This window comes from Pseudonocardia sp. ICBG162 (genome assembly GCF_020496225.1).
GTDB classification, from domain to species: domain Bacteria; phylum Actinomycetota; class Actinomycetes; order Mycobacteriales; family Pseudonocardiaceae; genus Pseudonocardia; species Pseudonocardia alni.
The window spans coordinates 784,630-804,358 of the sequence record NZ_JAHLJD010000013.1 but is presented as its reverse complement, the minus strand read 5'-3'; the positions used below and the strand labels follow the sequence as shown (position 1 = coordinate 804,358).

The window sequence follows — 19,729 nt, the reverse complement described above, 5'->3', positions numbered from 1 at the left end:
GCACCGCCGGTCCGGCCGTCACGACCGCTGCCGGAGCCGCGCGGACACCGTCGTCATCGGCACTGTCGCCGCCACTGCCCGGGAGTGCAGTCGGTGCGACAGCCGGTCCGCCGTCGTCAGGGAGCGACCGCAAGCCGCAGCCGCGGCCGTGGCCGGAGCGGGCGCGTGGCCGGTGTCGGTCAGGCCGGGGTGCCCCCGCCGTGGTCACCGTCGTCGGCCCGGTCCAGCCGTGCCCGCCGTTCCTGCTCCCGGCGGCTGTATGCGGCCTGGCGGACCGCGCCGTCGTCGGCGAACCCGGAACCGAGTGCCCCGGCGACCGTCCCCATGGACGTCGACAGCCAGGCGATCATGATCCAGTCGTCCGGCCCGGACTCGCGCATCAGCGTCGAGGAGAGATAGTCCGGCGGGATGACGAGGACCGCCGCCACCAGCGCCAGGACGAACAGCAGCGCGAACATCGCCAGCACCCCGCACGCCACCGTGATCACCGTCGACAGGTTCGACAGCAGCATCTCCTCGCGCAGCGAGCGGTGCCGCCGCGACTCCCACAGCCGGTTGTCGAGGATCAGCCACGCGGTCATCCCGACCAGGGCGATCAGCATGACCGTCACCTGCCGGGCGGTCCCCAGAGCGGTCGCCAGCTCCCAGATGTTGGAGTAGAAGATCCCGAACGCGGCACCGGCGGCTGCCGCGGCGATGGCGGGGGACAGGCTCGGCACCAGCCGCCACGGACGGTTCGCGCGGACCATCCCGGCCAGCAGCCGGACCCGCCCACGGAGCCCGGTCAGCGCGAGGCGGACGTCGACGTCGTCCTCCACCCCGCCGCTGCCGGCATCGGAGTCGTCCGCGGGCCCGCGCCGGGCGGGGTCGCCGTCCGCGCGCTCCCGATCGCGGTCCCGATCGCGGTCCTGGTCGCGGTGGTCGCCGTCGGTCCCGGCCCGGGGCCCCGAGTCGATCCGGGTCAGCGGTCCCGCATGACCGCCGTCCGGCGCTCCGCTCTCCCCGGCGCCCGCGCGGTCGGGGGGCACCAGGTGCTCGGTCACGAGACGGACCACCGTGTCGCGGCACCGCCGGTACTGGTTGATCGCGCCCAGCGCGGGCAGCGACACCAGGCCCACCCGGTGCCCGGTCCCGCCGTCGGCGACGACCGGATCCGCCCCGGAGCGGCGCGGCAGGTCGGTGAGCAGCACGACGGCGTCGGCGCCGTCCCGCTCGCGCACCCGGTCGCCGATGTCGAGAGCGGGCAGCGCGCCGCGCTCGTCCAGGACGATCGGCTCGTCGGCGAGGCGGACCTCCCAGCGGGCGTCGTCGTGCTCCCCGAGCGCGGCGGGCAGGTCGCGGACGAGCCGGTGGGCGAGCTCGGTCGGCAGCCCGGGGTCGGCGACGAGGTCGAGCACGGTGGTGCGGGTCGCGTCGGTCACGGCGCGCGAGGCTAGTACCTGTCGGTCGCGATCGGGCGGTGGGTGGTCGGGCGGTGCAGCGCGATGCCGTCGCGTTCCGCGGAACGCGGGCGGCGGCACCTGCTCGTGGTGTCAGGCCGCGGCCGCCGGAGCGGTGACGGGAGGCAGGAGCGCGTCCAGGATGGGGCCGGGATCGAGGCGGTCGCCGTACCAGTCGGGGGTCAGGGTGTCGCGGTCGATGCGGAGCCGGGCCCGGGTGTTGATCTCCAGGAGGGTGTCGGCGCAGCCGTCGAGCGGAGCTCCGGTGGGACGGACGACGGTGCCGTCGGGGCGGTGGAAGGTCCAGGTCTCCCCGGGCGGCCGGAGGATCGCGTAGCCGTGGTCGTGCACGAGCCGGTGGTGGAAGCTGCACAACAGCACGAGGTTGTCGACGTCGGTGGGGCCTCCGTGCAACCAGTGGCGGACGTGGTGTGCATGCAGGTGCCGGGTGTGTGCGCAGCCGGGGAAGCGGCACCCGGGCCGGCCCTCGGCGACGCCTGCGGCGCTGAGCGCGGCGATCTGTCCGGGTCCGGCGAGCCGACGGGAGCGGCCCAGGTAGAGGTGGTTCGCGTGGCGGTCGGTGAGCAGGACACGGGCCCGCGCGTCGCAGGCGAGCCGCTCGGCCGTCGGCGCGGGGATCTCGGGGCCGCCGTCGAGGCGGGCGGTGCCGGTGGCGGCGTCGACGACGACCGTGACCCGGGTGTCGGGACGGGACACGACCGGTCCGCCGGTGTCGTCGCCGTCGCGCGTGGCGAGGTGCAGCAGTGCATCGGCGCGGCGGGCGGCCAGGGTGTCGACGACGGCGCCCGGGGCGTGCTCGGCGGCCTCGCGGGCCCGCTCGTGGGGACCGACCCGCGGGTCGGGTTCGGGGGACGGCGCCGCGGTCGAGGGAGCCACGGCGACGACATGTGCCTCGATCGCGGCGACCAGGGCCGCGCCGTCGTCGGGAGTGAGGCGGGCGCGCAGGACGAACGAGCCGTCCGTGTCGTGGTACCAGCTCACACCACGCAGGGCCGCGGTGTGCGCGGGCGGTGCGACGCGGCGGCGGGCCGCGCGGACCACGGTCTCGACGTGGCTCGCGGTGCCGGTCAGGGCCAGGTCGAGCAGGACCTGCTCCGCGGACGGGGGCGCGGATGCCGGCGACGCGGTGTCCGCAGCGGGGTCGGTCGCGTCGGTCGGGCCGTCGGTCGGTCGCGCGGGCGCGGGTGGGGTGCCGTCGGTGCCGAGCCCGGCCGGGTCGGGGCCGCCGGTGGGTGCAGCACGCGTCGCGGGTTCGGGGGCCCTGTGCGATCCGGTTCCCGCGGGGGCGCCCGCTCCGGCCTCGGTCCCCGGGGCGGTGCTGGTGTAGGGGGTGATGTCGGCAGTGCGGTCGTCGGCCGGAGGGTCGGTGCCGGGGTCCGCGTCGGAACGGGTGGATGCGGCGGTCCGGGACGGGGCGGCGGCCGGTGACGTGTGGGTGGCGGTGATGCGGGCCAGGACGGAGTCCTCGGCGCCGGCGAGGCGGGTGATCGCGCGGACCTTGGAGTAGGAGATCCGGCCGGCCGCGAACGCCTCGGTGATCCGGGGCAGCCGGGTCAGCGCGTGCGCGACGCGCAGGTGCTCGGTGGCGGTGCGCAGGCTCATCCCCGCGCGCCAGGTCAGCCAGTGGGCGCAGGACCGGACGCCGACGCCGCACCAGCCGCCGCGGTCGTCGAACTCGGCGAGCAGGCGCAGGAACCGGCACTCGGCGGCGGCGATGTGGCCGGCGAGACCGAGCAGCTCCGACTCGAGGGCGTGCAGGCTGAGCGGTGGGCCGGGCTCCGCTGCGGGGGTGGTCGGGTCGACGGACGGGTCCACTGCGGCCTCCTGTATCGAACGTGTGTTCGCATCAGTGTGGCCGAGGGGTCCGACAGTTCGGGGCGAGCCGTGGGGGAGACGGGGCTCTGGGGCGCGTTCCGCGGAACGCGCACGGACGCCCCGCGCACCGGTAGGGACGCCACCGCCACCGACGGTGCCGGTCAGGACCCGGCGCGCAGCCACCCCGCGGCGATCGAGGCCAGCGGATCCAGCTCCTTGTACTCCGCGACCTCCGGCGGCAGCGTCTCCAGGACCGACACGAGGCGCTCGCGCCAGGCCGGGACCCGCGCGACCTCGTCCAGCGGCAGCAGGCGGATCCCGATCAGGAACAGCACCGCGCCGGTCAGCGGCAGCCGCACCAGGTGCTGCACCTCGGTGCGCAGGTGGATCTGCCGGCCGGGGTCGGTGAGGTCGAGCCGGGTCCGGGCGGGCTGCCACAGCGGGGCGGCGTCGAGGGACAGGTCGCGGCGGTCGTCGGGCTGCAGTCCCCAGTTCAGACGGCGGTAGGCCTCGCCGGGATGCAGCCGCAGCAGGAAGCGTTCGGCGCGCTCGAACACCCCGTCGGGACCGTTGCCGGGGACCGGGCCGTGCAGCTCCCGGAAGCTCATGCCGGCGTCGAACCCGAGCGACCAGACCGAGGCGAACGCGACGGCACCGGCGTCGAGCCACAGCGCGTCGTCGCGGGCGCCGAGCACCACCACGTCCTCCGCGACGAGCCGGGACACCCAGCGCAACGGGTGCTCGGGCAGGGTGGCGTCGTCGCCGAACACGAACTCCTGGTCGGTGCCGGTGGCCGTGTCGCGGAACCGCCACCCACCCGTGCCGCCGGGCCGGCCGGGGGTGCGGGTCAGGGTGCAGGTGCCGGGCTGCTCGGCGGCGAGGCGCCCGAGCAGGTAGAGGCAGGCGTCCCAGCAGGACGCGCGGGCGTGCGGTGCGGCGACGAACCGGGCGGGTTCGCGGTTCAGGGTCGACGCACGTTCGGCGGCGACGGCGGGACGGTCCGGGCCGTCGTGCACGATCCGCGCGCCCCAGCGGCCGGCCTCGGTACGGCGCTCGACCCCGGCCGGTTCGACGTTCGCGCTGATCCGGTAGGTCGGGTGCGGCAGCGGGAACGGGTAGTCCTCGACGCCGGTCACAGGTCCAGCTCCAGTGCCGTCCCGGCGGCGCGGGACACGCAGAGCGCCATCCGGTCGGCGCGCTCGTCGGCGGTCAGGACCGTGTCGCGGTGCTCCACCCGGCCGTCGACGACGGGTGTCACGCACTCCCCGCAGACCCCGCGCCGGCACATCGCGGGCGCGGCGACCCCGGCGCGGTGCACGGCGTCGAGCAGGGTCTCGCGGGCACCGACCTCGACCGTGCGACCGCTGCGGCGCAGCACCGCACGGAACGGGGTACCGGCCTCGGGTTCGGGGACGAACGCCTCGGCGTGAATGCGGGCGTCGACCCAGTGCGCGGCGCGGGCGGTCCGCGCGGCCGCGGCGATCAGACCGGGCGGGCCGCAGGTGTGGACGTGGCTGCCGAACGGCGCCGTGGTCAGCAGCCGCTCCAGCGCGGCGTGGGCCTCGACGCGGCCGGTGGCCTCGACGAGCCGGTCCCCGCAGAGCGCGCGCAGCTCGTCGCGGTGCGGGGCGGGACCGGGGCGGTGGACTGTGAGCACCGTGAACGGGTTCCCCCAGAACGCGTGCCAGCGGGCGTGGGACAGGACCGCGGTCACCCCGATCCCGCCCGCGACGAGCAGGTGGTGGCGCGCGGTGTCGACCGGCGGGAACGAGCTGCGCGGCGTCGTCGCCACGACCGCGTCGCCGGGGGTGAGACCGTGCGCCCACACCGAGCCGCCGCGGGAGTCCGGGCGTCGCGCGACCGAGACGTGCCAGCGGTCGGGTGCGGGGGACGGCGCGGTCAGCGAGTAGGAGTTCCAGCGGCCGGGCGCCCACTCGACGCCGATGTGGCCGCCGGGCGGGGCCGCGGGCAGCGGCCCGGTCCCCGGTGCGGCGGCGAGCTCCAGGGAACGGACTCCGGGCGCGGCGTCGGTGACCGCGGCGACCCGCAGGTGCACGGCGGGCCGGGTCACGGCGCCCGCTGCGGGGTGGGCGCGCCGAGGAACGCCGCGAGCCGGCGCGAGTGGTGCCCGGCGACGTGCAGCACGAGCCGGCAGCCGGGGCAGGCCACGGCGTCCCCGACGTCGGCGTGCACGACGACGCGGTGGTGGCAGTGTCCGCAGTGCACCGTCCGGTCCCGGGTGGGGTCGGCGACGTCGGTCGGGATCAGGACGAGTTCCTCGTCGAGGGCGCCCCGGTGCAGCGCCGCGGCGCGCACGGCCTGCACGACGGTCTCGGGGCCGGTGACCAGGATCCTGGTGCCGGTGACCAGCGTCGCGAGCTCCCGGTCCAGCAGGCTCGCCGCGTCCCCGCCGGTGGGCAGCCGGACCAGGCGGTCGTCGGGCCCGAGGCCGGGATCCGGCGCGGACCCGGCGACGACGACCAGGTGCGGCGCGTCGCCGCGGCCGACCGGGCCGGCGTAGCGCGGCACCGTGGTCCGGCCCGGTGCGACGTGCGCGGACGGGGCGGCCGCGCCGGTGCGCAGCGGACGGACGGGATCGGCCATGACGGGCGCGATGCTAGGAGCGTCGCGTGAACGGCGGATGGCGCCCAGCGAATGCGCGGGTCGCCATTTCTGGTGAAACTGTCGGGAGTCGGTGACGATCTCGGCGCCGGCGCGATGAACTGCGTGAAGCGCCCGCACGCCGGAGAGGGGGACGTCATGGACGGCACGTCGTACCGCCCGCGGCACGCCCTGCGTGAGACCCCGCCCACGATCGCCGTCCCGGCGCAGCGGGGCGCCCCGCGGGCCGAGGCCGTGACCCGGCCGGACGTCGACGACCACCGCGCCGCCGCACCGCAGCGGGAGGTGTCCGCCCACCGGATCGCCGTCCCGCAGCCCCGCCCGGCGCCGCGGACCACCGCGCAGCAGCACGGCGCCGCGCCGCAGCACGGCACCGCGCCCTGGTGGGCGGCCGTCCCCGCACCCCGTGACGGGGCGCACCCCGCGCCGCCCGCCCCGGCACCGGAGCGGCCCTGGTTCACCCCGGCCCCGGTCGTCGTCGAGCCCGCCGCCGGGCCCGGCGCCGACGGGAGGCTGCCCGGCTTCCCGACCACGCTGCTGCCGCGCCGCCGTCGTCCGCTCGCGGTCGGTGCGGGCCTGGCCGCCGGGATCGCCGGGATGCTCGTCGTGTTCGCGGTGGTCGTCGGCGCCGCGGGTGCGGCGGGCCGCGGGATCGACGACGCCGCCACCGCGACGGCCGCGGTCGGCGACTGGCGGGCCGCGGGCGGCCAGGTGCACGTCACCGCGATCACCGAGGCCCTGCGTGACATCGCGCGCGCCGGGTCCGGCGGCGGGACCGTCGCGCTGGTCGAGGCCTGCCGCGACCTGCGCGACGAGGTCGCCTCCGCGCAGGCGTACCCGGCGATCCCGGACGCCGTCGCCCAGGTGTACTGGCGTGACGGGCTCGCCGCGGGCGCCGACGCCGCCCGGCACTGCATCGCGGGCGCCTCCCTCGGCGACCCCGGGCTGCTCGGCGACGCCGCCCAGGAGCTCAACGGGATGAGCACCCAGCTGGGTGCCGTCGCGGACCGGCTCACCCTGCTCTCGGGCGGCTGACCCAGCGGGCACCGCGGACCGTGCGCGTCCGCGCCACGACCCGCATGATCACGCCATGACCACCATCGCGATCGTCGGTGCCGGACCGGGGCTCGGCGCGGCGACGGCCCGGCGCTTCGGGCGCGAGGGGTTCGACGTCGCCCTGATCGGACGGCGCCGCGACCGCGCCGAGGCGCTGGCCGCCGAGCTGGCCGCCGACGGCGTCGCCGCGCACCCCTTCACCGCCGACGCCCGCGACCCCGCCGCCCTGGCCGCGACGCTGGAGCGGGTCGCGGAGACCGTCGGCCCGGTCGAGGTGCTGCAGTACAGCCCCGCGCCGCAGAAGGACTTCCTGCGGCCGCTGCTCGAGACCACCCCGGCCGACCTCGTCGGGCCGGTCGAGATGTCGGTGTACGGCCCGGTCGCGGCCGTGCACCAGGTGCTGCCCGGGATGCGCGCGCTGGGCCGCGGCACGGTGCTGTTCGTCAACGGCGGCAGCGGGGCCCGGCCGTCGTCGCGGGTGGCGGGCACCTCCATCGCCTTCGCCGGGCTCGGCGCGTTCGCGGCGATGCTGCACGACGAGCTGGCCGGCGACGGCGTGCACGTCGCCCAGCTGATCGTCCCCGGCGCGATCGAGCCCGGGCACCCCCGCAAGGACCCCGCCGTGCTCGCCGGGACCCTGTGGACCCTGCACCGCGACCGGCCCGCCGGGTTCCGGCATCTCGCCGACGACCTCTGAGAGCCCTCCCGGGGGTGTGGCGTAGTCGTTGCGGCGGGCACCGGGGCTCCTGCGCCGCTAGGGTTCCCGCCGCAGATCAACCGGTACGAACGGAGTGGGTCATGGATTCGGGGTCGCAACCGGCCGCGCGTGCCGAGAACCGTGGGGCGCGGCGGGACCCGGCGGGGGGCGGGCTGCTGAGCCCGTCGCCGACGGCCCCGGCCGCGAGCCGCGGCACCGTCATCGGCAACGGGCTCACCTGGCTGGCGGCGTGGAGCCTGCGGGTCGCGCTGATCGCCGTCGGGCTGGTGATCCTCGGCTACGTCATCGGCATGCTGTGGGTCGTCGCCTGGCCCGTCGTGCTCGCGATCCTGCTGGCCACCGTCCTGCGTCCGCCCGCGGCGCTGCTCATCAGGTGGCGGGTGCCGGCCGCGGCGGCCTCGGCGATCGTGCTGCTCGTCGGCATCGCCGCGGTGACCGGGCTGTTCGTGAGCATCGCGCCGTCGATCGCCGGGCAGACCCAGCAGATCACCTCCGGGGTGATCGCGGCGCTCGGGCAGATCCAGCAGTGGGTGTCCGGGCCGCCGCTGAACCTCGGCGACGGCCAGATCGGTGACATCGTCAATCAGGTCACCCAGCAGCTGCAGCAGAGCGCGACCGCGATCGCCGGCGGCGTCCTGACCGGGGTGTCGACCCTGGCGTCCGGGCTGATCTCGCTGGTGCTGGCGCTGGTGCTGACGTTCTTCTTCGTCAAGGACGGGCCCCGGTTCCTGCCGTGGCTGACCTCGATCACCGGGCGCAGCGCGGGCGGGCACATCGCCGAGGTGCTGCGCCGGATGTGGGACGTCCTCGGCGGCTTCATCCGCGTCCAGGCCCTGGTGAGCCTCATCGACGCCGTGTTCATCGGCATCGGCCTGGTGCTGCTGGGCATCCCGCTGGCACTGCCGCTCGCCGTGCTGACCTTCGTCGGCGGGTTCATCCCGATCGTCGGCGCGGTCGTCGCGGGCTCGCTGGCGGTGCTCATCGCGCTGGTCACGCAGGGCTTCGGCACCGCGGTCGCGGTGGCGGTGCTGGTCGTGGCGGTGCAGCAGATCGAGGGCAACGTGCTGCAGCCCTTCCTGCAGGGTCAGAGCCTCAAGCTGCACGGTGCCGTCGTGCTGCTGGCGGTGACGGCGGGCGGGTCGCTGGCCGGGATCGCCGGTGCGTTCCTGGCGGTGCCGATCGCGGCCGTCGTCGCGGTGCTGCTGCGCTACCTGGGCGAGCAGATCGACCTGCGGGACCGCCGGTTCTCCGGTGTCGACGACGTCGCCGCGGGCACCCCGGTCACCGCCGTCGACGGCGCGGCCCCGGCCTCCGCCGCAACCGGCACCGGCACCGAGACCGGCACCGGCACCGAGACCGGCACCGGCACCGAGACCGGCACCGGCACCGAGACCGGCACCGGCACCGAGACCGGCACCGGCACCGAGACCGGCACCGGCACGAAGACCGAGACCGAGACCGAGACCGACACAGCCACCACCGGGAACGAGAACAAGACCGCCGTGCCCGCCCCGCCGGACTCCGCCCGTCAGGACGGCGGCTGACCGACCCGCCCGGGCAGCCGGTCGGTCCCCAGCATCCGGTCCATCAACCGGAACCGCAGCACCACCCACATCAGGGCGAACCAGCAGACCAGGACCGGCAGCACCACCAGGAACACCGGCCGCGCCGCGCCGGTGAGCCCGAAGTACGACGACAGCGTCGGGGTCCCGACCACGCCCGCGAACACCACGATCAGGCCCAGCACCAGCCAGGCCGGGCGACGGTCGGACACCGGCGCCGTCCACGCCGCGAGGAAGCGGTGCGGCGGCAGCAGGAAGAGGATCAGCACGAACGACGCCAGCCCCACGAACGTCGACAGCCCGGTCTGCGCGCCGAGCGTCGCGGCCGCACCGGCGAAGTCGGCGTCGGTGCCGTAGGTCAGCCCGGTGTAGCTCTGGAACTGGTCGATCACCTGCGCCGGGGTCCGCCCGCTGGTGAAGCCCTGCAGGATGCCCTGGTAGAGCACCGTGTAGACGACCGTCCCCGCGCCCGCGGTCACCACCGACGCCGGCACCACGAAGCGGGCGAGGTTGCCCAGCAGGTCCGGGTCCGGTTCGGACGGCGTCGCCCACAGCGTCAGGAACAGCGTGGGCACGCCGACGGTCAGCAGCGTCAGCCCGACCTGGGTGGGGGAGTAGGGGAACCCGAGCCCGAGCATGGTCACGGCCATGATCACCAGGCCCTGGGTGGCGACCCGGGTGAGGAACACGTACATCGACACCGCGATGCCGTCGATGATCCGGCGGCCTTCGGTGCGCGCCGGCAGCAGCGCGGCGAACGAGTCGTCGACGAGCACGATGTCGGCGACGTCGCGGGTCACCGCCGAGCCGCTGCGCATCGCGACGCCGACGTGGGCCCGCTTGAGGGCACGGGCGTCGTTCACACCGTCGCCGAGCATCGCGACGTGCGCACCGCCCCGGCGCAGGCTCGCGACGACCCGCTCCTTCTGCTCCGGGGTGACCCGCCCGAACACCGTGGTCCGGGCGACGAGCGCGTCGAGCGCGGCCCGGTCCCCGGCGGAGTCGTCGAGCTCCTCGATCTCGGACCCGGCGACCGCCTCACCCACGTCGAGTCCGGCCTTCGCGGCGAGCGCGGCGACGGTGCGCGGGTCGTCGCCCGAGAGCACCTTCACCGCGACCCCGTCCGCGGCGAACCGCTCCAGGGCGTCGGCGACGCCGGGACGCAGCTCGTCGGACAGCACCACCAGCGCCACCGGCTCCAGGGCGGGCAGGGTGGGACGGCCGTCGTCGTCGCGCAGCCCGGCGCCCGCCCGCGCGGCCCGGGCCAGCAGCAGCACCCGCAGCCCGGCGGTGGCACGGGCCTCCACCCGGTCGGCGACGGCGTCGGGGTCGCCCAGGTGCGGCGCGAGCGCGTCCGGGGCGCCGAGCACGAACGCCTCCCCGCCGGTGGTGACCTGCCCGGACCAGCGCAGCGACGAGGTGAACGCGACCTCGTCGCGCAGCTCCCACGGCGTGCCGGGCAGCGCCGCGGCGAGCGCGGCGGAGGTGAGGTTCGGGTCGGCCACCGTCGCCGCGAACCGCGCGAGCACCGGCCCCGGGTCGGTGCCGTCGAGCGGGTCGAGCCCGTCGAGGCGCAGCGCGCCGGTGGTCAGGGTGCCGGTCTTGTCGGTGCAGACGACGTCGACATGGGTGACCGCCTCCACCGCGTTGACCTGCTGCACCAGCGCGCCGCGCCCGGCCAGCCGGGCCGCGCCGCGGGTGTAGGCGACGGCGATCAGGAAGAACAGGCCGTAGGGGACCAGCCCGGACAGCACCGCGGTGATCTGCACGACCCGCAGCAGCGAGAACCCCTCCAGGAACGCCTGGGCCAGGATCGCACCGCTCATCAGCACGACCAGCACCATGGTCAGCCGGACGACGAAGTCGATGCGCCGCTGCAGCGGTGTCGCCTCGGTGGTGTCCGCACGGGCCTGCAGCGTCAGCCGGCCGGCGTAGCTGTCGGCACCGACGGCGGCCGCGCGCTGGCGGGCGGTCCCGGCGACGCAGTGGCTGCCCGAGCGCAGCAGGTCGCCGGGGGTCTTGACGACCGGGTCGGACTCGCCGGTGAGCAGCGACTCGTCGGCCTCGGCGCGCCCGGTCAGTACCGGCCCGTCGACGACGACCTGCTCGCCCGCCCGCACCACCAGCACGTCCCCGGCGACGACGTCGGCGGCGGGCACCCGCTGCTCGGCCCCGTCCCGCACGACGGTGACCTCCGCGGCGTCGAGCAGCTGCAGCCGGTCCAGCTTCCGCTTGGCCCGCATCTCCTGCACCGCCCCGACGACGGCGTTGACCAGGCCGAGACCGACGCTGGTCAGGGCGTCGCCGTAGCGGCCCAGCACCAGCAGGACCAGGCCGATCGCGAACAGGATCGTGTTGTAGGAGGAGAAGACGTTGGTGCGCAGGATCCGCCCGTAGCCGCGCGTCCCGGCGGTCACCGGCGCGTTCGTCCGGCCCGCCCGGCGCGCCGCGGCGACCTGTGCCGCACTCAGCCCGTCGTCGGGTGCCGCCTCCACGATCCCGGCCGCCACGCCGTCCCCTCCCCGCCGTCGGTCCCTCGAGTGGCGATCATGGCAGGCCCCGATGTGTGCCGACTGTGCGTGAGCTGAAGGCTCACCAGCGTTCCAGGCCCCCGCGCTTGACGAGCTGGGCGGCGATCACGTTGCGCTGGATCTCGTTGGTGCCCTCCCCGACGATCATCAGCGGGGCGTCGCGGAAGTACCGCTCGACGTCGAACTCGGTGGAGTAGCCGTAGCCGCCGTGGATGCGCACCGCGTCCAGGGCGACCTCCATCGCGGTCTCGGAGGCGAACAGCTTCGCCATGCCCGCCTCCATGTCGCACCGCTGTCCGGACTCGTACCTCCGGGCGGCGTGCAGGATCAGGGTCCGTGCGGCGGTGATCTTCGTGGCCATGTCGGCGAGGTGGTTGCCGACCGACTGGTGCTGCCAGATCGGCTTGCCGAACGACTCGCGTTCCTGGGCGTAGGCCAGGGAGTCGGCGAGCGCGGCGTCGGCGACGCCGAGTGCGCGCGCCGCGACCTGGATCCGGCCGGTCTCCAGGCCCTTCATCATCTGGGCGAAGCCGCGTCCGGGCTCCCCGCCGAGCACCGCGTCGGCGGGGACGGCCATGTCGGTGAACACCAGCTCGCAGGACTCGACGCCCTTGTAGCCGAGCTTGGGCAGGTCCTTGGACACGGTCAGGCCCGGGCCGTGCTCGACGAGCAGCACCGAGATGCCGCGGTGGCGAGGTTCGGCGGCCGGGTCGGTCTTGCACAGCAGCGCGATCAGCCCCGAGCGCCGCGAGTTGGTGATCCAGGTCTTGGCCCCGTTGACCACCCAGCCGTCGTCCGTGCGACGGGCGTGGGTCGTCATCGCCTGCAGGTCCGAGCCGCCGCCGGGCTCGGTCAGCGCCATCGTCGCGCGCAGCTCACCGGTCGCCATCCGCGGCAGGTACCGGTCCTGCTGCTCGCGGGTGCCGAAGGCGACCAGCAGCTTCGCGACGACGGTGTGCCCGCCCATCGCGCCGGCCAGGTTCATCCAGCCACGGGCCAGCTCGGCGGTGACCAGGGCGTAGCAGGGCATCGACACCGGCGCCTCGCCCCACGGCTCGGGGACGGCGAGCCCGAAGATCCCGAGCTGCTTCATCTGCTCGATGAGCTCCTCGGGATAGGTGTTCGCGTGCTCCAGCTCCCGCACCACCGGGCGGACGTCCCGGTCGACGAAGTCGCGCACCGTCTCCACGACGGCCTGTTCCTCGGTGGTCAGTTCACCCGTGCCCGCTCCCATGTGTGTGAGCATCGGTCATCGGCGGGGCCGGCGCGAGACCGGGGAGACCCGTCGTGCGCGACGGAACATCGGCGGTGCCCGCACCGTTGTAGCCGTCGAGACCCGATACAGGGAGGTTCAAGCCTGATGACCGAGACCGCGATCCTCGCCGGTGGGTGCTTCTGGGGTGTCCAGGAGCTGCTCCGCGAGCGCCCGGGCGTCGAGTCCACCCGGGTCGGCTACTCCGGCGACCCGAACACCCCGAACGCGACCTACCGGCGCCACGGCGACCACGCCGAGGCCGTCGAGATCGTCTTCGACCCGGAGCGGATCTCCTACCGCGAGATCCTGGAGTTCTTCTTCCAGATCCACGACCCGTCGACGAAGGACCGGCAGGGCAACGACATAGGCCGCAGCTACCGCTCCGCGATCTTCTACACGAGCGAGGAGCAGAAGGCGGTCGCCCTGGACACCATCGCCGACGTCGACGCGTCCGGGCTCTGGCCGGGCCGCGCGAGCACCGACGTCGAGCCGGCCGGTGACTTCTGGGAGGCCGAGCCGGAGCACCAGGACTACCTGCAGAAGTTCCCCTACGGCTACACCTGCCACTTCCCGCGCCCGAACTGGGTGCTGCCGCGGCGGGCGGCCAGCACCAGCTGAGCACCCACCGCTCCCACCGCACCCGGACCGGCCCGCGACCCCAGGTCGCGGGCCGGTCCCGTGTGGGGGGCGGGCGCCGGCCGGCGTCGCTCAGACGCGGCCGCGGGCCTCCGCGCGGTGCCTGCGCTCCACCGACCCGTTCACGACCTGCACCTTGTCCCCGACCTGTAGGGTCTCGAAGAACCGCTTCGCGTCGCGGGCGCCGAGCTTGACGCAGCCCGCCGACTCGCGGCTGAGGTCGCCGCCGTGGAAGGCGATCCCGCCGTCGGCGAAGAACACCGACCACGGCATCCGCGCCGGGCGGCCGTCCGGGCCGGGGAACTCGCCGCTGCGGTGGTCGGCCTCCTTGCGGTACACCCGGAACGAGTGCCCGACCGGGGTGGCCTTCCCCTCGCCCCCGGTGGTGACCCGGAACGGTCCGCCGGTGACCTTCCCGTCGCGGACCAGCCACGCCTGCCGCGTCTCGAGGTCCACGCACGCCCGCACCGACGCCGCGCACGGTGTTCCGGGGGCGGCCGGCTCGGCGTGCGCCTGCTTCGCGACCCGGCTCTGCTCCGGGTCGGCGGTGGCGATCGCGGTGCCACCCAGCCCCACCCCGGCCACGAGCACGAGCCCGGTCACCAGAACGCCACGACGGCGATGGAGCCGCTCGGTCCGGGACATGCCCACCTCCACGTCACAGATCACCCACCCGGGTGACATCGGGGCAGACGCCCGTCCGGGTGTCGCGGTTGCCCGGGCGGGCCCCGTGGCGGCGAGTGGGCAGCGGTGCACGGCGAACGGGTGGGCGGCGGGCCCGGCGGCGGATCGTTGCGTGGCCGACCGTCCGGGTACGGGAGGGGACCGCACGGCGTCCGGAGGGCGTGATCTCCGTCCCGAGGGGATGTCACGGGGCGATAACGGGGGTAGTTCTCGGTGATCGCCCCCTCACCCGCGGTGGTGGGGACGACCCGTCGTGACCGACCCCTGGAGGAACGATGCGCGCAGCCGACCGGCCGGGCTCCGAGCCGGGACCCGCTGACCGGCTCCGTCGTCGGGCGTCCCGTCACGAGGACCTGCTGGCGGTGCTGCTCGGGCTGCTCGCCGCCTGCGGGCTGGTCGTGGCGTGGCTCGCCGGTGCCGCGGCCCACGGGTCGGTCCTGGAGCGGGGCGCGGTCGAGGCCCACCAGCGGGTGCCGGTCGCGGCGACGGTCATCGCGCGGGCGAGCGCGGTGGGCGACCTGCAGACCGGCCAGCAGTCGCTCACGCTGAGCTGGACCGGCCCCGACGGGCAGCCGCACTCCGGCGGCAGCACGCTGCCCGGCGTCTACGACGTCGGCGACCGGGTGCCGGCCTGGGTCGGCACCGACGGACGGCTGGCGCCGCCGCCGTCGACCCCCGCCGACGCCGTCACGGTCGCCGTCGCGGCCGGGTTCATCACCGCGGTCGTGTGGGCCGCCGGGGTGCTGGTCGCCGGGCGGCTGGTCTTCGCCTGGAACGGGCGTGCGTTCGCCCGGGCCTGGGAGGAGGACTGGGCGGCCGTCGAGCCCGAGTGGTCGGGCCGCCGCACCCCCTGAGCCGGGCGCCCGGAGCGGCGGGCCCGGAGCGGCGGGGTCGGACCGGGGTCAGAACATCAGCCGCCGCACCCGCTCGGGGTGGATCACCAGCCGCACCTGGTCCTCGGCGAGGATCGCCGCGAGGTCCGCGGCGCGCGTGGGGTCGTCCAGGTCCCAGTAGCGCTGCGCCAGCCGCTGCGCCAGCGCGTGCGCCCCGTCGGTCTCGACCGTCGTCAAGCCCTCGACCGCGACCCAGCGCTCGCGTTCCTCGACCGGCGCGGCGACGACGATCGAGGCCCGCGGGTCCTTGCGCCTGCGGCGGATGTGCAGCGACTCCGGTCCGGTGAACAGCTGCACGGTGCCGTCGTCGGTCGCCTCGAACCAGACCGGGCGGGGCTGCGGCGGCACCGGGCCGCCCGCGACGCTCAGGAAGCCGTGCAGCGGGCGGGCGAGGAAGACGCGGTCGTCGTCGGTGAGTGCGGTGCGGGCGTCGGTGTGGTCGTCGGTGTGGACGTCGGTGGTGGGCATGGGTCCACGACACCACCGCGGCGCGGACGACGACATGGGTGAGACGCCGGAACTCCTGTCCGGTCGTCTAACCTCGGTGCGGTGGACCCCTTCGGTGACCTCGTCCGCGGGCTGCGGTCGCACGGCTCGCTGTTCGGCAGCACCACCCTGACCCCGCCCTGGTCGCTGTACTTCGTCGACGGCGCACCGCTGACCCTGTGCGCGATGCTCACCGGCGCGGGGTGGATCCTCGTCCCCGGAGCCGACCCGGTGCGGCTGGCCGCGGGGGAGACCGCCGTCGTGCGTGGCCCGGCCGGTTTCCACGTGGTCGACGAGGTCGGCACCCCGGCCGAGCCGATCGTCTGCGGCGTGGACTGCGCGACGCCCGAGCAGGGCGGCACCCGCCACCGGCTCGGCTGGCACGACCCGGCGCCGGCGCCGGGCAGCGACGCGAGCACCCTGATCACCGGGGCCTCCCCGGCCGGGGGCGAGGTCGGTGCCCGGCTGCTCGACGCGCTCCCGCCGGTGCTGCGGGTCGGTGCCGGGGGCAGCGGGGACACGGTGCTCGACCACGTCGCCGCCGAGGTCGCCGTCGACGCCCCCGGCCAGCAGGTGGTGCTCGACCGGCTCCTGGACTGGCTGCTGGTCTGCACCCTGCGCGAGTGGTTCGACCGGCCGGACGGACGCCGTCCGCGCTGGTGGACGGCCCAGCACGACCCCGTGGTCGGGCGGGCGCTGCGGCTGCTGCACGCCGACCCCGCCGCGGCCTGGACCGTCGCCGGGCTCGCCGCCGCCACCGGGGTGTCCCGGGCGACGCTGGCCAAGCGGTTCACCGACCGGGTGGGCGAGCCGCCGCTGACCTACCTCACCGGCTGGCGGATGACCCTGGCCGCGGACCTGCTGCTCGCCGAGCCCGGCGCGACGCTGGCCGGGATCGCGCGCCGGGTCGGGTACGCCGACCCGTTCGGCTTCAGCGCGGCCTTCACCCGGGTCCGCGGCGTCACCCCGAGCGCGTTCCGCCGGGGCGAGCGGCAGGGTGGGGGACAGGGCGGGGGACAGCGCGGACGGCACGGTGACCGGGTGGGTGCTCCGGACGGGGTGAGCGGCTAGCCTGCGGCGCCGTGACCACCGTCGCCGTCCTGCACCACGCCCTCGGCCGCACCACGGGTGTGACCGCCTTCGCCGGGACCCTGGCCGCCGACGGGCACACCGTCGTCGTGCCGGACCTGTTCGACGGCCGCACCTTCACCGAGGTCGCCGACGGGGTCGCGTACGCGGACGCGCTCGGGCCCGAGGCCGTGGCCGCCGGCTTCGACGCCGCGGTCCCCGCCGGGACGGACCCGCTGGTCGTCGTCGGGTTCTCACTCGGGGTGCTCGGCGCGCAGCGGATCGCGCAGACCCGCCCCGGTGTCGCCGGCGCGGTGCTCTGCCACTCCTGCATCCCGGCGGCCTGGTTCGGCGCCTGGCCCGCCACGGTCCCGGTGCGGGTGCACGCCTGTGCGGCCGACCCGTTCTTCACCGGCGACGGCGACGACGCCGCCGCGCGCGAGCTCGTCGCCGCCGTCCCCGGCGCGATGCTGCACCTGTACCCGGGCGCCGGGCACCTGTTCGCCGAGCCGGGCACCCCCGACCACGTCCCGGCCGCCGCGGCGCTGCTGGAGCGACGGGTGCGCGCCTTCGTCGCCGCCGTGAGCGGCCGGTCGTGACGACCCCGCCCACGGTCCGGCTGGCCAACCTCGACCTCAACCTGCTCGTCTCGCTGCGCGAGCTGCTGCGCGAACGCAACGTCACCCGCGCCGCCGCCCGCATCGGCATCTCCCAGCCCGCCGCCAGCGCGGCCCTGTCCCGGCTGCGCCGCCACTTCGACGACGACCTGCTGTCCCGCCACCCCGGCGGCTACGTCCTCACCCCGCTCGCCGCCCAGCTCGTCGAGCAGGTCGAGGGCGTCTGCTCGGCCGCCGAGCGGCTGTTCGGCACCGGCCACGGCTTCGACCCGTCGAGCGCCCGGCGCGGGTTCACCCTGCTCGTCGCCGACTACACCGTCGCCGTGCTCGGGCCCGCGCTGTCCGCGGCGGCGGCCCGGCGCGCCCCCGGCATCGAGCTGCGGCTGCGGCTGGTCCGCGAGTCGTTCTCCGCCGACATCGGCGAGACGATCCGGCTCATCGACGGCCTCATCGCCCCGCCCGCCGCCCGCTTCGAACGCCCCGAGCTGCGCTCCACCGCCCTGTTCGACGACCGCTGGGTCTGCGTCGTCGACGCCGCCAACCCGGTCGCCGCCGGGCCGGACCCGACCCTGGACCTCGACGAGCTCGCCGCGATGCCCTGGGTGGTGCCGTTCGCCCCGGACCGCGGCATGTCGGCGGCCGCGCCGATGACCCGCCAGCTCGCCCGCCTCGGCGTCGAGCCCGACATCAAGGTGCGGGTCGAGAGCTACCTGTCGGTGCCCTACCTGGTCGCCGGGACCGACCGCGTCGCGCTGCTGCAGGAGCGGCTCGCCCGCCAGGTCGCCGACCGTCTCGGGCTGGTCGTGCTGCCCTGCCCCGGCGATCCCGGACCGATCCACGAGCGCCTCTGGTGGCACACCGACCTCGACCCGGACCCGGCCCACCGGTGGCTCCGCGAGCTCATCGTCGAGCTGTCGGGCACCCTGTAGAGCTGCGACTATTCGTCCGGTCGATGGTCCGGCAGGCGAACGTTCTATTTCCGGGACGGCGCGCGCCGTTCCTAGTGTGTGAGCCATGCCTCACCCGCTGACGCCCCTGCCGGTCCACACCGTGATCCGGGACGCCCCCCTGCGCGCCGGCGACCCGGCCGAGCACGCGGTGACCGCCGACGTCTGCGTCGTCGGCTCCGGCATCGCCGGGCTCTCCGCCGCCGTCGAGTCCGCCCGCCTCGGCCGCGACGTCGTCGTCGTCGACGCCGCCCCCGTCCTCGGCGGCCAGATGGTCAACTCGCTGATCGGGCTGTTCTGCGGGGTCTACGGCAACGGCCCCGAGTTCCGGCAGCTGACCCACGGCCTGTTCGACTCGATGTTCGCCGACCTCGAGGCCGGCGGCGACCTGTTCCGCCGCACCGGCCACACCCTCACCGTCGGCTACGACGAGGTGCGCCTCGGCCGCTGGGTCGAGGACACCGTCCGCGCCCACGGCATCCGGGTGCTCACCAACGCCACCCTCACCGGCGTCGAGCGCGACGGCGACCGCGTCCTCGGCGCCCGCTTCGCCACCCGCTACGGCGCCGTCGACGTCACCGCGGCCGGGTTCGTCGACGCCAGCGGCGACGCCGCGCTCGCCTGGGCCGCGGGCCTGGAGTGCCGGCTGCCCGACCGGGAGATCTACGGCAGCCAGCAGCTCGTCGTCGAGCACCTCGACGCCAGCGCCGCCCCGCCGCCCGCCGAGCTCGCCGACCGGGTCGCGGCCAAGGCGGGCGACTACGGCCTGCTCCGCCGCGACGGCCTCGCCTTCTACTTCCCCGGCCGCGACACCGCGGTGCTCAACATGACCCACATCGAGGCGCCGCTGGACCCGATCGCCGCCGCCGAGGCCCAGCTGGAGGGCAAGGCCCAGGCCGACCGGGTCGTCGAGTTCCTGCGCGCGGAGTTCCCCGAGGTGTTCGGCAAGGCCACGGTGCGCTCCTACGGGCTGCCCGGCCGCCGCCAGACCCGCTGGATCGCCGCCGCCCACCAGCTCACCGTCGAGGAGGTGCGCGCCGGGGTCCGCTTCGACGACGCCGTCGCCCGCACCGCCTGGCCGATCGAGCTGCACGACAGCCCCGACGGCTACGTCTGGGAGACCTTCGACGCCGACCACCTGCACTACGTGCCGCTGCGCTCGATGCTGCCGCCCGCCGCGTCGAACCTGGTCGCCGCCGGCCGCTGCATCGACGGCGACGCCGCCGCGCTGTCCAGCGTGCGCGTCATGGGCCCGTGCGCGGCGATGGGCCACGCCGCCGCGCACGCCCTCGACCTCGCCGGACCGCAGGGCAGCCTGCACGACGTGCCCGCCGACGCCCTCACCGACCGCATCCGGGAGAACGTCGAGGACTGACCCC

18 protein-coding genes are annotated in these 19,729 nt (G+C 75.8%); 9 read left to right on the top strand and 9 right to left on the bottom strand.

All coding sequences use genetic code 11. From position 1 onward, the window contains the following. Window positions 1-179 precede the first annotated feature (179 nt). The 5 genes from KPL60_RS07120 to KPL60_RS07100 all read right to left on the bottom strand — a co-directional run bounded on the left by KPL60_RS07120 (window position 180) and on the right by KPL60_RS07100 (window position 5,879). Window positions 180-1,421: a hypothetical protein gene (locus tag KPL60_RS07120; protein ID WP_226365299.1), complete on the bottom strand. Its 1,242-nt coding sequence runs from the start codon at window positions 1,419-1,421 to the stop codon at window positions 180-182. Between the two features lie 111 nt (window positions 1,422-1,532). Next, complete coding sequence (locus KPL60_RS07115; protein ID WP_226365298.1) at window positions 1,533-3,275, bottom strand: DUF222 domain-containing protein; 1,743 nt, start codon at window positions 3,273-3,275, stop codon at window positions 1,533-1,535. 161 nt (window positions 3,276-3,436) lie between these two features. Continuing rightward, window positions 3,437-4,411, bottom strand: a complete 975-nt coding sequence (locus KPL60_RS07110) for a DUF3445 domain-containing protein (RefSeq protein WP_226365297.1) — start codon at window positions 4,409-4,411, stop codon at window positions 3,437-3,439. Continuing rightward, window positions 4,408-5,346 carry a PDR/VanB family oxidoreductase gene (locus tag KPL60_RS07105; protein ID WP_226365296.1) on the bottom strand — a complete coding sequence of 313 codons (939 nt, stop codon included), beginning with the start codon at window positions 5,344-5,346 and terminating at the stop codon, window positions 4,408-4,410. Before KPL60_RS07105 ends, KPL60_RS07110 begins: the two co-directional genes overlap by 4 nt. After that, window positions 5,343-5,879: a dimethylamine monooxygenase subunit DmmA family protein gene (locus KPL60_RS07100; protein WP_226365295.1), complete on the bottom strand. Its 537-nt coding sequence runs from the start codon at window positions 5,877-5,879 to the stop codon at window positions 5,343-5,345. Before KPL60_RS07100 ends, KPL60_RS07105 begins: the two co-directional genes overlap by 4 nt. A 156-nt stretch (window positions 5,880-6,035) precedes the next feature. Here KPL60_RS07100 and KPL60_RS07095 point away from each other — a divergent pair, with 156 nt between their 5' ends. The 3 genes from KPL60_RS07095 (at window position 6,036) to KPL60_RS07085 (ending at window position 9,215) form a co-directional block, all read left to right on the top strand. Further along, on the top strand, window positions 6,036-6,932 hold the full coding sequence (locus KPL60_RS07095; RefSeq protein WP_226365294.1) for a hypothetical protein: 897 nt from the start codon (window positions 6,036-6,038) through the stop codon (window positions 6,930-6,932). 55 nt (window positions 6,933-6,987) lie between these two features. Then, a complete protein-coding gene (locus KPL60_RS07090) occupies window positions 6,988-7,650 on the top strand; it encodes an SDR family NAD(P)-dependent oxidoreductase (protein ID WP_226356910.1) in 663 nt (220 codons plus the stop codon). 101 nt (window positions 7,651-7,751) lie between these two features. After that, on the top strand, window positions 7,752-9,215 hold the full coding sequence (locus KPL60_RS07085) for an AI-2E family transporter (RefSeq protein WP_226365293.1): 1,464 nt from the start codon (window positions 7,752-7,754) through the stop codon (window positions 9,213-9,215). Here KPL60_RS07085 and KPL60_RS07080 read toward each other — a convergent pair. Together KPL60_RS07080 and KPL60_RS07075 are read right to left on the bottom strand one after the other, a co-directional pair. Then, window positions 9,200-11,743 carry an HAD-IC family P-type ATPase gene (locus KPL60_RS07080; RefSeq protein ID WP_226365292.1) on the bottom strand — a complete coding sequence of 848 codons (2,544 nt, stop codon included), beginning with the start codon at window positions 11,741-11,743 and terminating at the stop codon, window positions 9,200-9,202. The genes KPL60_RS07085 and KPL60_RS07080 overlap by 16 nt on opposite strands. An 82-nt stretch (window positions 11,744-11,825) precedes the next feature. Next, a complete protein-coding gene (locus KPL60_RS07075) occupies window positions 11,826-12,998 on the bottom strand; it encodes an acyl-CoA dehydrogenase family protein (RefSeq protein WP_226365291.1) in 1,173 nt (390 codons plus the stop codon). A gap of 126 nt (window positions 12,999-13,124) precedes the next feature. Between KPL60_RS07075 and msrA the strand changes: the two genes are divergently transcribed. Next, window positions 13,125-13,637: a peptide-methionine (S)-S-oxide reductase MsrA gene (gene msrA / locus KPL60_RS07070; protein WP_226356914.1), complete on the top strand. Its 513-nt coding sequence runs from the start codon at window positions 13,125-13,127 to the stop codon at window positions 13,635-13,637. A gap of 90 nt (window positions 13,638-13,727) precedes the next feature. Here the strand turns inward: msrA and KPL60_RS07065 are convergent, their stop codons facing one another. Continuing rightward, window positions 13,728-14,300, bottom strand: a complete 573-nt coding sequence (locus tag KPL60_RS07065; RefSeq protein ID WP_226365290.1) for a L,D-transpeptidase — start codon at window positions 14,298-14,300, stop codon at window positions 13,728-13,730. A 314-nt stretch (window positions 14,301-14,614) separates the two neighbouring features. Here KPL60_RS07065 and KPL60_RS07060 point away from each other — a divergent pair, with 314 nt between their 5' ends. Then, entirely contained in the window at window positions 14,615-15,193 is a 579-nt protein-coding gene (locus KPL60_RS07060; RefSeq protein ID WP_226365289.1) for a hypothetical protein, read from the top strand. Between the two features lie 48 nt (window positions 15,194-15,241). Here KPL60_RS07060 and KPL60_RS07055 read toward each other — a convergent pair whose 3' ends face one another. Further along, window positions 15,242-15,700, bottom strand: coding sequence for a pyridoxamine 5'-phosphate oxidase family protein (locus KPL60_RS07055; RefSeq protein WP_226365288.1), 459 nt, complete (start codon window positions 15,698-15,700; stop codon window positions 15,242-15,244). A gap of 81 nt (window positions 15,701-15,781) precedes the next feature. Here KPL60_RS07055 and KPL60_RS07050 point away from each other — a divergent pair, with 81 nt between their 5' ends. The 4 genes from KPL60_RS07050 (at window position 15,782) to KPL60_RS07035 (ending at window position 19,725) form a co-directional block, all read left to right on the top strand. After that, window positions 15,782-16,789, top strand: a complete 1,008-nt coding sequence (locus tag KPL60_RS07050; protein WP_226365287.1) for an AraC family transcriptional regulator — start codon at window positions 15,782-15,784, stop codon at window positions 16,787-16,789. A gap of 11 nt (window positions 16,790-16,800) precedes the next feature. Further along, entirely contained in the window at window positions 16,801-17,385 is a 585-nt protein-coding gene (locus KPL60_RS07045) for a dienelactone hydrolase family protein (RefSeq protein WP_226365286.1), read from the top strand. Further along, the gene (locus tag KPL60_RS07040; RefSeq protein WP_226356920.1) at window positions 17,382-18,332 is read left to right on the top strand and encodes a LysR family transcriptional regulator; all 951 of its coding nucleotides are present in this window, start codon (window positions 17,382-17,384) and stop codon (window positions 18,330-18,332) included. Before KPL60_RS07045 ends, KPL60_RS07040 begins: the two co-directional genes overlap by 4 nt. Before the next feature lie 85 nt (window positions 18,333-18,417). Further along, window positions 18,418-19,725, top strand: coding sequence for an FAD-dependent oxidoreductase (locus KPL60_RS07035; RefSeq protein WP_226365285.1), 1,308 nt, complete (start codon window positions 18,418-18,420; stop codon window positions 19,723-19,725). The last annotated feature ends 4 nt before the right edge of the window (window positions 19,726-19,729 follow it).